The sequence below is a fragment of the Vulcanococcus sp. Clear-D1 genome (assembly GCF_014654725.1).
In the GTDB taxonomy this organism is placed as follows: domain Bacteria; phylum Cyanobacteriota; class Cyanobacteriia; order PCC-6307; family Cyanobiaceae; genus Vulcanococcus.
Genome location: NZ_JACVZV010000015.1, coordinates 166189 through 179485, shown reverse-complemented (window position 1 = coordinate 179485; position 13297 = coordinate 166189). Strand labels below are relative to the sequence as shown.

17 protein-coding genes are annotated in these 13297 nt (G+C 64.7%); 13 read left to right on the top strand and 4 right to left on the bottom strand.

The features are described 5' to 3' along the window. Positions 1-98: 98 nt before the first annotated feature. The 7 genes from H9532_RS05275 to psaK all read left to right on the top strand — a co-directional run bounded on the left by H9532_RS05275 (position 99) and on the right by psaK (position 3333). A complete protein-coding gene (locus tag H9532_RS05275) occupies positions 99-356 on the top strand; it encodes a DUF3136 domain-containing protein (protein ID WP_296366181.1) in 258 nt (85 codons plus the stop codon). A gap of 80 nt (positions 357-436) precedes the next feature. Then, on the top strand, positions 437-1567 hold the full coding sequence (locus H9532_RS05270) for an aminoglycoside phosphotransferase family protein (RefSeq protein WP_296366180.1): 1131 nt from the start codon (positions 437-439) through the stop codon (positions 1565-1567). Further along, positions 1545-2099 carry a DOMON-like domain-containing protein gene (locus H9532_RS05265; RefSeq protein ID WP_296366179.1) on the top strand — a complete coding sequence of 185 codons (555 nt, stop codon included), beginning with the start codon at positions 1545-1547 and terminating at the stop codon, positions 2097-2099. Before H9532_RS05270 ends, H9532_RS05265 begins: the two co-directional genes overlap by 23 nt. A gap of 80 nt (positions 2100-2179) precedes the next feature. Then, positions 2180-2365, top strand: a complete 186-nt coding sequence (locus tag H9532_RS05260) for a hypothetical protein (protein WP_296366178.1) — start codon at positions 2180-2182, stop codon at positions 2363-2365. 22 nt (positions 2366-2387) lie between these two features. Then, a complete protein-coding gene (locus tag H9532_RS05255; RefSeq protein ID WP_296366177.1) occupies positions 2388-2681 on the top strand; it encodes a DUF2499 domain-containing protein in 294 nt (97 codons plus the stop codon). Further along, positions 2678-3007, top strand: coding sequence for a DUF3593 domain-containing protein (locus H9532_RS05250; RefSeq protein ID WP_296366176.1), 330 nt, complete (start codon positions 2678-2680; stop codon positions 3005-3007). Before H9532_RS05255 ends, H9532_RS05250 begins: the two co-directional genes overlap by 4 nt. Before the next feature lie 68 nt (positions 3008-3075). Further along, positions 3076-3333: a photosystem I reaction center subunit PsaK gene (gene psaK, locus H9532_RS05245; RefSeq protein WP_296366175.1), complete on the top strand. Its 258-nt coding sequence runs from the start codon at positions 3076-3078 to the stop codon at positions 3331-3333. A 32-nt stretch (positions 3334-3365) separates the two neighbouring features. Here the strand turns inward: psaK and H9532_RS05240 are convergent, their stop codons facing one another. Together H9532_RS05240 and dxs are read right to left on the bottom strand one after the other, a co-directional pair. Continuing rightward, positions 3366-4562 carry an FAD-dependent monooxygenase gene (locus tag H9532_RS05240; RefSeq protein WP_296366174.1) on the bottom strand — a complete coding sequence of 399 codons (1197 nt, stop codon included), beginning with the start codon at positions 4560-4562 and terminating at the stop codon, positions 3366-3368. Further along, positions 4555-6462: a 1-deoxy-D-xylulose-5-phosphate synthase gene (dxs, locus tag H9532_RS05235; RefSeq protein ID WP_296366173.1), complete on the bottom strand. Its 1908-nt coding sequence runs from the start codon at positions 6460-6462 to the stop codon at positions 4555-4557. Before dxs ends, H9532_RS05240 begins: the two co-directional genes overlap by 8 nt. Positions 6463-6580: 118 nt before the next feature. Here dxs and ilvA point away from each other — a divergent pair, with 118 nt between their 5' ends. The 3 genes from ilvA (at position 6581) to H9532_RS05220 (ending at position 9129) form a co-directional block, all read left to right on the top strand. Beyond that, positions 6581-8164, top strand: coding sequence for a threonine ammonia-lyase, biosynthetic (gene ilvA / locus H9532_RS05230; RefSeq protein ID WP_296366172.1), 1584 nt, complete (start codon positions 6581-6583; stop codon positions 8162-8164). A 24-nt stretch (positions 8165-8188) separates the two neighbouring features. Continuing rightward, positions 8189-8770 (top strand): SMC-Scp complex subunit ScpB, encoded by a 582-nt coding sequence (gene scpB / locus H9532_RS05225; protein ID WP_296366171.1) that lies wholly within the window; start codon positions 8189-8191, stop codon positions 8768-8770. Between the two features lie 68 nt (positions 8771-8838). Then, the gene (locus tag H9532_RS05220; protein WP_010308839.1) at positions 8839-9129 is read left to right on the top strand and encodes a YggT family protein; all 291 of its coding nucleotides are present in this window, start codon (positions 8839-8841) and stop codon (positions 9127-9129) included. Here the strand turns inward: H9532_RS05220 and H9532_RS05215 are convergent. After that, a complete protein-coding gene (locus tag H9532_RS05215) occupies positions 9123-9614 on the bottom strand; it encodes a hypothetical protein (RefSeq protein ID WP_296366660.1) in 492 nt (163 codons plus the stop codon). The two genes, H9532_RS05220 and H9532_RS05215, sit on opposite strands and share 7 nt — an antisense overlap. 38 nt (positions 9615-9652) lie before the next feature. Beyond that, complete coding sequence (locus tag H9532_RS05210) at positions 9653-9982, bottom strand: nucleoside triphosphate pyrophosphohydrolase family protein (protein WP_296366170.1); 330 nt, start codon at positions 9980-9982, stop codon at positions 9653-9655. 60 nt (positions 9983-10042) lie between these two features. Between H9532_RS05210 and pyk the strand changes: the two genes are divergently transcribed. From pyk to H9532_RS05195, 3 genes are all read left to right on the top strand, one after another. Further along, positions 10043-11500 (top strand): pyruvate kinase, encoded by a 1458-nt coding sequence (gene pyk, locus H9532_RS05205; protein ID WP_296366169.1) that lies wholly within the window; start codon positions 10043-10045, stop codon positions 11498-11500. Between the two features lie 58 nt (positions 11501-11558). Next, entirely contained in the window at positions 11559-12788 is a 1230-nt protein-coding gene (locus tag H9532_RS05200; RefSeq protein WP_296366658.1) for an ABC transporter permease, read from the top strand. Positions 12789-12937: 149 nt separating this feature from the next. Beyond that, on the top strand, positions 12938-13261 hold the full coding sequence (locus tag H9532_RS05195) for a DUF1830 domain-containing protein (RefSeq protein ID WP_296366168.1): 324 nt from the start codon (positions 12938-12940) through the stop codon (positions 13259-13261). The last annotated feature ends 36 nt before the right edge of the window (positions 13262-13297 follow it).

Sequence of the window (13297 nt, the reverse complement as noted above, 5' to 3'; positions counted from 1 at the left end):
AGCCTGCGCCGAACAGTGCTACAGCACACCTGCATTTCCCCAATCAGCCCCCTCAGCTCGCGTACGGTGAGACAACCGCAACGCCGGGCAGGCCTCCGATGAGCGACAGCCAAGGACTCACCATCGCTGAACTGGAGGCCAAATACTTCCTGTACCGCAAGGCACTCAAGCAATTGCTCCTGGAAGGAAGGCCCGCTGCAAACATTGAAAAAACACTCTGTTGGAGCCGGCTGGAAACCCTGCATAACTGCCTGCCCCGCCAATACAAATCACCGGATCACATTCGCCATCAACTTCGGCGTGAAATCGAGCGGGAACAGGGTGAGAAACTCGAGCGCGAAGCTCTGACGCGCTGAATCCGGCCCAACGACTGGCCCTCGCACGCCGATAAGGCGAGGGTGTACTGGCAGGTTGAAGTCAAGTCCTGTCCAAACGTGTGCCTGCACCGTCTCAGCCTGAGCTGATTGCCATCGCCGAAGCATTCCATGGCGGCGGCAGCGTGCATGCGGTGCAGCCCCTGGGCAACGGCAATGTGAACGACACCTATCTGGTGCAGTCCGTCGATGGTCCGTCGGTGCTGCAGCGGATCAACACGCAAGTGTTCACCGAGCCCCAGCTGGTGATCCAGAACCTCCAAGTGCTGGGTGAGCACATCGAACGCAAGCTCCAGGAGGGGGGCGCCCATCCCTTGCTGCAACAACGCCGCTGGCAATTGCCGCAGGTGGTGTGCACTAAAAAGGAGGGCAAAGCCTGGCATTGCTGCACCGCCGGTGGTGTGTGGCGCACGATCACCTACGTGCCCGACAGCCACTGCGTCGATGTGGTGGAAGGTGCTGATCAGGCGCGGGAGCTGGGGCTGGGCCTTGGGCTGTTTCACCTGTTGATCAGTGATCTCGCCCCATCCGCCCTGGCGGACACCCTGGAGGGCTTTCACATCACGCCCGGCTACCTCGCGGCCTACCACCGGACCCTGGTGAAGACCGATCGCCAGCCCAGCGCCGGCAGCGATCGCTGCATGGCCTTCATTCGCGAGCGCGAGGTGTTGTGCGATCTGCTGGAGCGTGCCAAACAGCGCGGGGAGCTGCCGCTCCGGCCCATTCACGGCGATCCCAAGATCAACAACGTGCTGCTCGATCGCCACACCGGTGAGGCTGTGGCGCTGATCGACCTGGACACCGTGAAACCAGGTCTCGTGCATTACGACATCGGCGACTGCCTGCGCTCCTGCTGCAATCCGCTGGGCGAAGAAACCGATGCGATCGATGCGGTGCACTTTGATCTCAAGCTCGCCGAGGCTGTTCTCGAGGGGTATCTCGGGGTAGCCGGTTGCTTCCTCACTGAGGCCGAGCTGCGCTACATCCCCGATGCAGCCCAGCTGATCAGCTTTGAACTGGGGCTGCGCTTCTTCAGCGATTACCTGCAGGGCAACACCTACTTCAAAGCCAACCACCCCGATCACAACCTGCAGCGGGCCCTGGTTCAGTTCCAACTCACCGCCAGCATTGAATCCCAGATGCCGGCGCTCAGACATCTGGTGGAGCGTCATGCAGCCCCTGCATCCGTTTGAGCCAAGGACCGAGCTGGCCTGCATCGAGCTCAAGGGCGAAGCCATCTGGCGCGGTGGACTGCTGCACGGGCGTTTTGAGCTGCGCAGCCCGGAGAGCAGCGTGCGCTGGCCGAGGATCGCGCTGCCGCCCGCTCGGCGCGATGGGTTGTGGCAAAGCACCTGCCTGGAAGCCTTCATCGCCGCCAAGGGCCAAGCCCCCTACTGGGAGGTCAACCTGGCAACAAATGGGAACTGGAACGTTTACGCCCTCTCGGGATACCGGGACAACCTCCAGCCCGTAGCCGAGGTCACCAGCCTTCCCTACACCTTGCGGCGATTGGAGGGCGCCCTGCAGATGCACTTCCAGCTCGATCTCAGCCACTGGATCCCAGCCGATCAGTCGCTGGAGGTCTCCCTCACCGCTGTACTGGAGCATCCCAAGCGGGGCCTGAGCTATTGGGCCTGGCAGCACAGCGGCGATCAACCCGACTTTCACCGGCGCGACAGTTTCCAGCCACTGCACCCCGAAGGATGTGAACGCGTCGGCGCGTGATCCCAAAGCGGAAATGAACCTGCAGATTTCGGCAGGCGCTCTCACACTCCGTAGCGTGCGATACATCCACACCCGGTTCCGTGCGCGTTACCCACTGCGGCGATGAGCATCTGATCCAGCTCAGCAGCGCTGAGGCCGCGCAGCTGGTGGATGCCTGTGCCCTGCTGCTGTTGGCTTCGAACAGCGCTCCAGGTTGCACGCTCAACAGCGGCATGAGCCGGCTGCTGCAAACGGTGTTCGAGCAGTTCAGCAGCCACAGCGTGTAAGACGGGCCCCTAGAACGAGAGCATGCACGCGCTCTCCCTGCCCACCTGGTGGATTCATGTGGCTTCGGTCCTGGAGTGGGGCCTGGCGATGCTGGCCATTCAGCGCTGGGGGGAACGGCGCCAGGAACCGGAGTGGAATTGGTTGGCCCTGGCCATGACTCCGGCACTAATCAGTGCGATGGCCGCCTGCACCTGGCATCTGTTCGATAACCCCGCTGAGCTGCAGGGGCTGGTGGTGTTGCAGGCCGCCTGCACCACCGTGGGCAACACCGCCATGGCCGGTGCGGCCTGGAATCTGGCGCGGCGCAGCCAATGAGCCTATTCACCCCCGAAGGATTGCTCGAGGCCCTGGCTGGCGTGGATCCAGCACCGTTCTTTGGGCTGTCGCTCCTGCCTTACCTCGCCTTTCTCTGGTGGAGCTGGCGCTCCAGGCGGATGCCGCGGCTGGCGTTCTGGGGCTTCTGCCTCACGTTGCTGTTTGTGCTCGTCACAATCGCCGCGGCGATCGTGGCGGAGCTGCGTTACGGGCGGCAGCTGGCCGATGTGGATCCGCTGCACGGCGGAGCGGAGCTGTTTCTCACCCTCAGCAACGTGCTGGTGTTGCTGGGCTTCAGCCGCTCACCGGGCCAGGAGGAGCAGTGAACAAGTCTTAAGCGGAGCGTGCAGCAGGGCGTTCTCGCTCGGAAGATGAAGCGTCGCCCGTGAATCCGATGCTCGCTCCCCTGCTGGCCATCGCCCCTGCATCTGTGTCCTGGTCGCCCAAGGTGGGCCTGGTGATGATCGTTGCCAACGTGATCGCCATCGGCATCGGCAAGGCCACCATCAAGTACCCCAACGAAGGTGCGCAGCTGCCCAACGCCGCCATGTTCGGTGGCATGAGCCATGCCTCGCTGCTGGCCACCACCTCCTTCGGCCACGTGCTCGGCATGGGCGCGATTCTCGGTCTGGCTGCACGCGGCGTGCTCTGAAACCCGCGGATCAGCCCGCCAACTGAACCGGTTCAGCGCCAGCCCAGCAGATAGGGCAGGGCTTTCAAGCCGTAGCGCTCGAAGCGGTAATCGAACAGCAGTGCCGAAAGCTCTTCGGCACTTCTGTTTTGTTGGAGCCCCACCAACAGGCGCTCCAAGCGTTGATCCCCCGCAGGGCTGTGCAGGCCCAGCCAGGTGCGGCGAGCCAAACGCCCACTGAGCGACCAGCGCCAGCCGAGGCGCCGCTTCAGCCTGGGGGCATAGCGCCGCAGCCGCCCTGGCCGGCCGGCCAAGGCCTCGAGCAGCAACGGGGCGAGCACCTCACTGCTAGCCATCGCGTGGCGAATGCCTTCACCACCGAGCAGATTGCCGGTGCTCACGGCATCACCGAGCCCGAGCAGGACCCCCCGCTGATGCGGTTCGCGGCGCCTGATCGTGCTGCGGATCAAGCCACCGTGGCGATCGAGCACCGTTGCCCCCTCCAGCTCCAACCGTTGCTGCAGGCCACGCAGCAGCTGGTGCAGGGGTGGTTGGCTGCGGCGACCGTCGTGCAGGCGGCACACCCCGAGCTTGAGTTGGCCGCACTGCATCGGAAACACCCAGCCGTACCCCTGGGGAACCCAGCTGCTGCCAAGCATGAAACTGAGGCGATGGGCCCAGCGCTGCCACTGCGGCGTGGGCACCTGCAACAGCCACTCCACCCCCTCGCCCGACACCAGCGAACCAGCCGCCGCCGGTGGATCGCCGAGCAAGGCCCGCCGTTGCCCGGTGGCATCCACCAGCCAGCGGCAGTGCTGGATCTGCTCCACACCACCGGGCCCGCGCAAGCTGGCGCTGGCACCACAACCGCTGGCCTGCCACTGGCGAACGGCCCAGCCCAGCTGCAACCGGGCGCCTGCCGCTTGAGCCTGAGCCGCCAGCCAGTGGCGCAGCTCACCAAAATCGAGCACAGCCCCCAGGCTCTGCTCGGCGAACCACCTGTAGGGCTCTTCGCCAGGACCATGCAGTTCCCATCCCTGCCAATGAGCCGCCTGCACCTGCTCGGGCAACTGGAAATGCCGCACCGCCTCAAGCGGTAGGGCCGCACTGCTGAACGCACCGTGGCGAAGATCCCACAACGGATCCACCACGAGCACCGAAACCCCGCCCTGAGCCAACAGCCGAGCCAGCAGCAAACCCGCCGGCCCGGCTCCAGCGATCAGAACATCACACGCCTGAAGATCAGACACCCACCGGCTGGCGGCGGAGGGAACCAAAACGCTTGAGGATGCTGTCGGCCATCTGGGCCGGGGTGAGCCCAAGGGCCTGCTTGCTCTGATCCGGGGTGGCGTGATCCACAAGCTGATCGGGGATGCCGATGCGGTGCACGGGCACCAGCACGTCGTGATCGTTGAGGGTTTCCACCACGGCGGCGCCGAAGCCACCGGGCAGGCAACCCTCTTCCATGGTCACCACCCGGCCGATCCGGCGAGCCATCGGCAGAATCAGCGCCTCATCCAGCGGGCGCAGGAAGCGGGCATTGATCACGGCAGCCCGCACGCCCTGCTCCTGCAGCAAGCCAGCCGTGGCCATGGCGGGGTACACCATGGCGCCATAGGCCACGATCAGCAGATCATCGCCATCGGCCAGCAGTTCCCCGCGGCCGATTTCCAGTGGCTCCCAGCCCTCTTCCATCAGAGCGGCGCCTTCGCCTTCCCCACGCGGGATGCGCAGGGCGGTGGGGCCGTTGTGCTGCAAGCAGGTGATCATCATCCGTTGCAGCTCGGCCTCATCCTTCGGTGCCATCACCGTGAAGTTGGGCACGCAGCGCAGGTAGCTGATGTCGTACTGGCCCTGGTGGGTGGGGCCGTCGGCGCCAACGATGCCGGCCCGGTCCATCACAAAGGTGACGGGCAGCTTCTGGATGCCCACATCGTGAATCAGCTGGTCGTAGGCCCGCTGCAGGAAGGTGCTGTAGATGGCACAGACGGGGCGCAGGCCCTCACAGGCCATGCCAGCCGCCATGGTGACGGCGTGCTGCTCGGCGATACCCACATCGAAATATTGGTTCGGTCGGGCCTTCTCCAGGAGATCTAGGCCGGTGCCGGTGGCCATGGCGGCGGTGATGCCCACCACGCGGGGATCCTGCTCGCAGATCTTCACCAGCGTTTGGCCAAAGACCTTGCTGTAGCTGGGGGGCTTTGGCTTGCTGGAGGGATAGGCCTTACCGGTGGCCAGGTCGAAGGCGCTCTGGGCGTGGTAGCCAACCTGGTCTTCCTCGGCGTAGGCATAGCCCTTGCCCTTGGTGGTGGCCACATGCACCAGCACCGGCCCCTCATGGGCGTGGGCCTGCTGGAACACCTGGATCATCCCGGCGATGTCATGCCCATCGACGGGCCCCATGTAGGTGAAGCCCAGCTCCTCGAACACGGCGCCCAGTTTGGGCACCGCCAGGCGCTTCATGCTCTCCTTGAGGTTCTTCAGCTCGGTGGGCAATTCACCGTGCAGGAAGGGCAGATGCTTGATCGCCTCCTCGGCGTTGTCTTGCAAGAACTGCAGCGGCTTGCTGTGCCGCATGCGGTTCAAGTGAGTGCTCAGCGCTCCCACCGGGGGACTGATCGACATGTCGTTGTCGTTCAGCACCACCAGCAGGCGAGTGTGGGGCAGGTGGCCGGCGTGGTTGATCGCCTCCAGCGCCATGCCGCCGGTGAGCGAGCCATCACCGATCACAGCAACACACTTGAAGTCTTCGCCGCGCTGGTCCCGGGCCAGGGCCATCCCCAGGGCAGCGGAGATCGAGGTGCTGGCGTGGCCAGCACCGAAGTGATCAAACCGGCTTTCGCAGCGCTTCAGGTAGCCCGCCACACCGTTCTGCTGACGCAGGGTGTGGAAGTCGTTGTAACGACCGGTGATCAGCTTGTGGGGATAGGCCTGGTGCCCCACATCCCACACCACCCGGTCGTGATCGAGATCAAGGGTTTGGTACAGGGCGAGGGTGAGCTCCACCACACCCAGGCCGGGGCCCAGGTGGCCGCCGCTGGTGCTCACCACCTCCAGGTGGCGTTCACGGATCTGACGAGCGATCCCTTCGAGCTCCGCCATGCTCAGGCCGTGCAGCTGATTCGGATGCGTCAGCTCGCTGAGATGCATGCCCTGGGCCTTGATTGCGGTTCAGCCTACGGTCTGCACTCAGGCGATTGGTTGTGCTTAGCCCGATTCCCAGAGCCTTGTCAGGGGGTTGTCACACTGGGGGAACGGTCAGGCAGCGATGAGCGACACCACCAGTCAGGACGGTTCCCTGCCGATGCTGCTGCGGATCCTGCGGGCGCGTGTGTACGACGTGGCGTTCGAATCGCCGCTCGACCCAGCCCCGAATCTGTCGCGGCGGCTGGAGAACACGGTGCTGCTGAAGCGGGAAGACCTGCAGCCCGTGTTCAGTTTCAAGCTGCGCGGCGCTTACAACAAGATGGCCGGCCTCAGCCGCGCGGAGCTGGAGCGGGGCGTGATCGCAGCCAGTGCTGGCAACCACGCCCAGGGCGTGGCGCTCGGAGCCCAGCGCCTGGGCTGCCGGGCCGTGATCGTGATGCCGGTCACCACACCGGAGATGAAAGTGCGGGCCGTGGCGGGCCGCGGGGCCGAGGTGGTGCTCCATGGCGACAACTACGACGCCGCCTGCGGGGAGGCCTACCGGCTGGCGGAAGAGCGCGGGCTCACCTTCATCCATCCGTTTGATGACCCGGATGTGATCGCCGGCCAGGGCACGATCGGCCTGGAAATCCTGCGCCAGTGCTCCGCGCCGCCCGATGCCATCTATGTGGCAGTGGGCGGTGGCGGCCTGATCGCCGGCATTGCCGCCTACGTGAAGGCGCTCTGGCCTCAAGTGGAGGTGATCGGTGTGGAACCGGAGGATGCCGATGCCATGACCCGCTCGCTCGCGCTCGGCGAGCGGGTGAAGCTGGAGCAGGTGGGCCTGTTCGCCGATGGCGTGGCCGTGCGGGAGGTGGGTGAACAAACCTTCGCGCTGGCGCGGCAACACGTGGACGCGATGGTGACGGTGAACACCGATGCCATTTGCGCCGCCATCAAGGACGTGTTTGAGGACACCCGCTCGATCCTTGAACCCGCCGGTGCCCTGGCCGTAGCCGGCATGAAGGCCGATGTGGCCCGGCGCGGGCTGCAAGGCCGCACGTTGGTGGCGGTGGCCTGCGGCGCCAACATGAACTTCGATCGGCTGCGCTTTGTGGCCGAGCGCACCGAGATCAGCGAAGACCGTGAAGCGATGCTGGCGGTGGAGATCCCGGAACGGGCCGGCAGCCTGCGGGAGTTCTGCACGTTGCTGGGCAACCGCAACCTCACCGAGTTCAGCTACCGGTTGGCCGATCCTGCTCGGGCCCATATCTTCGTGGGCGTGCAGACCAGCGGCAGCACTGATGAACAGGATCTGATTCACGATCTCAACAGCGCAGGCTTCCCCTGCCTCGATCTCTCCAACGACGAGCTCTCGAAGCTGCACCTGCGCCACATGGTGGGGGGACGCATGCCGGCGGCAGCGGCTGAAGCCTGCAGCCACACGCGCGAGCTGCTCTATCGCTTCGAATTCCCGGAGCGGCCCGGCGCGCTGATGCGCTTCCTCACGAGCCTGCATCCCAACTGGAATATCAGCATTTTTCACTACCGCAACCACGGCGCCGATGTGGGTCGAATCGTGGTGGGTGTGCAGGTGCCGCCAGAGGAATCCGCCGAGTGGCAAACCTTCCTCGACGGGCTGGGCTACCAATACGTGGATGAAACCGAGAACCCCGCTTACCGCCTCTTTTTGGGAGAAGTGGCCGGCACGGTGGGCGTGGGATAAGTTGCGAACACAGCTGGGGGCGTGATGGACGACACAACCCAGGACGCCCCGGCCGCTAAGCCCCCCTCCGCCGAGCTGTCACTGCCGGCACGCCTGGAGGCGATTCTCTACCTGAAGGGCCGCTCGATGACCCTCGGCGAGTTAGCCGAGATCAGTGGCGTGGCCAGGGATGCGGTGGAAATGGGCTTGATCACCTTGATGGCCGATTACGCCCATCGCGACACCGCCCTGGAGATCCGGCAGGAGGGCCAGCGCTACAGCCTGCAGCTGCGCGATGGCCTGGGAGAACTGGTGCAGAACCTGCTGCCGGTGGATCTCTCCACCGCCGCCTTGCGCACCCTGGCCACCATCGCTCTGAAGAAGCGGATCCTGCAATCGGACCTGGTGGAACTACGGGGTTCCGGGGCCTACGACCACATCAAGGAGCTGCTGGCCCAGAACTTCATCGAGCGCAAACGCCAGAGCGAAGGCCGCTCCTACTGGCTCACCCTCAGCGAAAAATTCCACCGCACGTTTGCGATCAAAACCGATGAACTCAGGCCCAAGCGGGCTGAGCCTGTCGCGAAAGCTCCCACTGACGACGAGGCCTGGGAGCAGGCCGCCTGATCGGCCATGAGCCAGGCCGGCAGCCCGCGGCCCAGCTCCATACACTCGGTCTAAGGCGCACCCTTCCCATGTCTGCTTTGGTCGGCGATCTGATCGGCGTTCTCGCCCAGACCATCTCGATCTACACGCTGATCCTGCTGGTGCGAGTGCTGCTGAGCTGGTTCCCCAACCTCGATTGGGGCAACCCGGTGCTCTCCACCGTGAGCGCCGTCACCGATCCCTATCTGAATGCCTTTCGCGGATTGATCCCCCCTCTGGGTGGCCTCGACCTCTCCGCGATCCTGGCCTTCCTGGCGCTGCAGCTGATCCAAACGCTGCTGGAGCAGAGCCGCGGCTTCTTCTATCCCAGCTTCTACTGAGCGTCAGCCACGGCCTGCTCCAGCGGGAGCAGATCGTCGAATTCACCAGCGCGGGTGCGTACGGGAGAGGCAAATCCGCGCGCTTTCACATTGGAGAAGGTGAAGGGCCCCGGGGTGCCAGCCGGAATGGCCAACCGCAGGGCGAAGCTCGAGTCGCCGGGGGGCACATCCCCGATCGAGCCAACGCGAGAGCGGTTCTGCAAGACCGGCTCGCCGCTGGCATCCAGGATCTGGGCAAACACATCGGTGTCGACCACCGGCTTGCGGCCCGGGTTGTTCACTGTGCCCCTGAGCACGTAGCAGCTTGCACCGCTGGGGCGACGCAGCTGCGGCTGCGCACCGATATCGGCGCTGGGGCAGGGCTCGAGGCTCACCTCACCCACGCTCAGATTGGCGGCCAGGGCCGGCTCAACCCAGACACCAGCCAGCACCAGCCAGATGACAGCAACAGCACCGAGCAGGGAACGGAGCGGCCGGAAATGCACAGAACACACGGTGAACAACCTGGCAGCCCACCCCGCAATCAGCGATGGTCGCCACTGCCTCCGATCACGTTACGGGCGGCGCGGCTGGCCAGCTTGCTGAGGTTCGCCTCGGCCACGTCGTTCAGCTCGAAGCCGAGTTCACTGGCGAGCTGAGCCACGTACCAGAGCACGTCGCCGAGCTCGAGCTTGAGCGCTTCACGCACGTCCGGCGTGAAGGTGCCCCCCTGATCGCGCAGCACCTTCTTCACTTTGTCGGCCACCTCACCGGACTCACCACAGAGGCCGAGAGTGGGGTAGATGGGATTGGCGCCCACATCGGGATAGCGGGCCGTGCTGCGAGCACCCTGCTGATAGTCATTCAGATCCATTGGCAGAACAGGGCTGGCGGCCGTCGATGATAGGGTCGCTGGCATCTTTGGCTCTGCCGAATGGCCCTGCCCGATCTCACGCGTCGCACCAAGATCGTGGCCACCATCGGCCCTGCCACCGAGTCTCCGGAACAGCTGCGCCGGCTGATTGAAGCCGGCGCCACCACCTTCCGGCTCAATTTCTCCCACGGCGATCACAGCGAGCACGCCGCCCGCATCCGCACCATCCGCCAGGTGGCGGAGGAGATGCGCGTGCACATCGGCATCCTGCAAGACCTGCAGGGCCCGAAGATCCGCCTCGGTCGGTTCAAGGAAGGTCCGATCACCGTGGCCAACGGGGATGCGTTCACCCTCACCTCCCGCGATGTGGCCTGCACCCAGGACATTGCCACTGTCACCTACGACAAGCTGGCGGACGAGGTGGTGAGCGGCAGCCGCATCCTCTTGGATGACGGCCGCGTGGAAATGGTGGTGGATCGCGTCGACAAGAGCGATCAAACCCTCTATTGCACCGTCACCGTGGGGGGGGTGCTCTCCAACAACAAAGGGGTGAATTTCCCCGATGTGCAGCTCTCGATCCGCGCCCTCACCGACAAAGACCGCACCGATCTGGCCTTCGGCCTGGAGCAGGGCGTCGACTGGGTGGCCCTCAGCTTCGTGCGCAATCCCTCCGACATGGAGGAGATCAAGGCCCTGATCGCCTCCCACGGCCACAACACACCGGTTGTGGCGAAGATCGAGAAATTCGAGGCCATCGATCAGATCGACGCGATCCTGCCGCTCTGCGATGGCGTGATGGTGGCGCGCGGCGACCTGGGCGTGGAGATGCCGGCCGAAGAAGTACCGCTGCTGCAGAAGGAACTGATCCGCAAGTGCAACGGCCTCGGCATTCCGGTGATCACCGCCACCCAGATGCTCGATTCAATGGTGAGCTGCCCCCGCCCCACCCGCGCCGAGGTGAGCGATGTGGCCAATGCGATCCTCGATGGCACCGATGCCGTGATGCTCTCCAATGAGAGCGCCGTGGGTGATTTCCCGGTGGAGGCGGTGGCCACGATGAGCCAGATCGCCCGTCGCATCGAGCGCGACTATCCCCGCCGGGAGAACGACAGCCAGCTGGCCTCCACAATTCCCAATGCCATCAGCCATGCCGTGAGCGCGATTGCCCGGCAACTGGAAGCTGCAGCGATCCTGCCCCTCACCAAGAGCGGTGCCACGGCCCGCAACGTGAGCAAGTTCCGCCCGAGCACCCCGATCCTGGCCATCACCAGCGAGAAGAAGGTGGCCTCCCAGTTGCAGCTGGTGTGGGGTGTGCACCCGCTCCTCGTGGACGATGCCAAGAACGCCACCGCCAGCTTCAACCGCGCCATGGAGATGGCCACCGAGGAGGCCCTGCTACGGGATGGCGATCTCGTCATTCAGACCGCCGGCACCGTGGCTGATGTGAGTGGCTCCACCGACCTGGTGAAGGTGAGCATCGTGGGCAAAGGCACCGTGCTCGACCCCACAATCATGTGAGTTGAGCTGCAGGATGGTTGTCCTGCACCAACCGCCGACCATCCCGGCACCCAACAGCATGGCCGCCAAACTGGCGATGGGCGAGACCGTGGGCATGGCGCTTGCCACCCTCCGGTCGAACCGCCTCCGTTCCTTGCTCACGATGCTCGGCATCGTGATCGGCAACGCCTCCGTGATCACCCTGGTGGGGGTGGGCCGCGGTGCTCAGAACCTGGCCGAGGGGCAGCTGAACACCCTCGGCGCCAATGTGCTGTTTGTGGTGCCTGGCAACAACGACAGCCGCCGACAGGGCATCGACTTCCCAAAAACCCTCGTGCTCGAAGACGCCGAGGCGATTGCCGAGCAGGTGCCATCGGTGAAACGGGTGGTACCCCAGATCACGCTGAGTGCGGTGCTCCAGGCCGGCTCCAAGAGTTCCAGCGCCACCGTGTCGGGCATCACGCCCGACTTCCTCACCGTGCGCCGCTTCGAGGTGGCACAGGGCCGCTTCATCGACAAGCGAGATCTCGATGGAGCGCGCAACGTGGTGGTGATCGGCCCGGATCTTCGCGACAAGCTGCTGCCGATGGGGTCCGCCATCGGCAAGCAGCTGCGCATCCGCGATCAGAGCTTTGAGGTGATCGGTGTGATGGCGCCCAAGGGGGCCGTGTTCGGCCAGAACCAAGACGAGGCCGCTTACATCCCGCTCTCCACCATGGTGAGCAAACTCTCGGGCCGCGATCCCACCTACGGCGTGAGCCTCAACTTCATCAGCGTGGAAGCGCGCGATGAAGCGAGCACCGGCGCGGCGAAATTTCAGATCACCAATCTGCTGCGCCAGCGCCACAACATCCTGCGGGAAGACGATTTCGCCGTGCGCTCCCAAAAAGATGCCCTCTCGATCGTGGGAACGATCACGGGTGGCCTCACCTTGATGCTGGGTGCAATCGGCGCGATCTCGCTGCTGGTGGGCGGCATCGGGATCATGAACATCATGTTGGTGTCGGTGAGTGAGCGCACCTCCGAAATCGGTCTGCGCAAAGCGATCGGAGCCCGCAGCAGCGATGTACTGGCGCAGTTCCTGGTGGAAGCCCTGGTGCTCTCCAGCCTCGGCGGCGTGATCGGCAGTGCTCTGGGCCTCTCTGCCGTAGCGGCCGTGGCGGCTCTCACGCCGCTGCCCGCCGCCATCGGCGGCACCAGCGTTTTGATCACCGTGGGACTCTCCGGCTCGATCGGCCTGGTGTTCGGCGTGCTTCCAGCCCGGCGGGCAGCACGGCTTGATCCGATCACGGCCTTGCGGAGCCTGTGAACCCGCTGCAGCACGCCTGCCTTACCACCCCAACGCGCAAAGGCGAAGAAATCCCAAAGAAGCCCGCCAGCCGCTCAAACGGTTTCAACTGCGACCAACTGCGCCGCTGGCGGATGGCTTGATAAGGGTCCCTTTCGGCAAGCCTTCCCTTGGCGCAGCTCACCTGTGGCTACCGCAACAGCAGCGATCGCATGGTGATCGTTCGCTGCATCGGCCCGGATGAGTTTTTCCTGGAACGGGTGGTGTTCCCGTTCGAGCTGCTCAGTTTTCTGGCGCCACCGGAATCCGTGGTGCAGATCTGGACCCACAGCCTGGGCGGGGCTGAGCTGCGCGAAAGCCTTGCGGTTGAGGATCTCTGTGTTGATCGATCGGGCCTGGAGGCAGCAGCTGCAGGCCATGCCGAAACAGAAGCGGTAGCACCTCCGGTCGTCGAAGCGCCGGCCATGCAGATGGATTGGCAGAAAGCCTCCTGAATGAGAGGCATTTCGGGCCGAAAATCCCGATCCAGG

Coding starts and splice junctions, on each gene's coding strand:
- dxs (WP_296366173.1), bottom strand. CDS start 6,462: ATGCATCTCAGCGAGCTGACGCATCCGAATCAGCTGCACGGCCTGAGC.
- H9532_RS05275 (WP_296366181.1), top strand. CDS start 99: ATGAGCGACAGCCAAGGACTCACCATCGCTGAACTGGAGGCCAAATAC.
- H9532_RS05265 (WP_296366179.1), top strand. CDS start 1,545: ATGCAGCCCCTGCATCCGTTTGAGCCAAGGACCGAGCTGGCCTGCATC.
- H9532_RS05255 (WP_296366177.1), top strand. CDS start 2,388: ATGCACGCGCTCTCCCTGCCCACCTGGTGGATTCATGTGGCTTCGGTC.
- H9532_RS05210 (WP_296366170.1), bottom strand. CDS start 9,982: ATGGATCTGAATGACTATCAGCAGGGTGCTCGCAGCACGGCCCGCTAT.
- pyk (WP_296366169.1), top strand. CDS start 10,043: ATGGCCCTGCCCGATCTCACGCGTCGCACCAAGATCGTGGCCACCATC.
- H9532_RS05250 (WP_296366176.1), top strand. CDS start 2,678: ATGAGCCTATTCACCCCCGAAGGATTGCTCGAGGCCCTGGCTGGCGTG.
- scpB (WP_296366171.1), top strand. CDS start 8,189: ATGGACGACACAACCCAGGACGCCCCGGCCGCTAAGCCCCCCTCCGCC.
- psaK (WP_296366175.1), top strand. CDS start 3,076: ATGCTCGCTCCCCTGCTGGCCATCGCCCCTGCATCTGTGTCCTGGTCG.
- H9532_RS05220 (WP_010308839.1), top strand. CDS start 8,839: ATGTCTGCTTTGGTCGGCGATCTGATCGGCGTTCTCGCCCAGACCATC.
- H9532_RS05200 (WP_296366658.1), top strand. CDS start 11,559: ATGGCCGCCAAACTGGCGATGGGCGAGACCGTGGGCATGGCGCTTGCC.
- ilvA (WP_296366172.1), top strand. CDS start 6,581: ATGAGCGACACCACCAGTCAGGACGGTTCCCTGCCGATGCTGCTGCGG.